The sequence below is a fragment of the Pseudomonas sp. SIMBA_067 genome (assembly GCF_046534675.1).
Lineage (GTDB): Bacteria > Pseudomonadota > Gammaproteobacteria > Pseudomonadales > Pseudomonadaceae > Aquipseudomonas > Aquipseudomonas putida.
The window spans coordinates 1-248 of sequence record NZ_JAWRYH010001032.1 but is presented as its reverse complement, the minus strand read 5'-3'; the positions used below and the strand labels follow the sequence as shown (position 1 = coordinate 248).

The 248-nt window shown below is 44.0% G+C and carries 1 pseudogene; it reads left to right on the top strand.

The annotated features are described in order from the left end of the window. Positions 1-248, top strand: a pseudogene (locus SB765_RS32345) (aconitate hydratase B); the annotation flags it as partial.

The window sequence follows — 248 nt, the reverse complement described above, 5'->3', positions numbered from 1 at the left end:
ATTTAAAGTACCAGTAGTTACTGAAGTATCAGATAAAGGCTTTACGCTTGCGCAAAAAATGGTGGGTAAAGCATGTAATGTTGCCGGTATTCGCCCAGGCCAATACTGTGAACCAAAAATGACCACGGTTGGCTCGCAAGATACCACCGGTCCTATGACACGTGATGAGCTTAAAGACTTAGCCTGTTTAGGCTTCTCTGCAGATTTAACCATGCAGTCTTTCTGTCATACATCGGCTTACCCTAAAC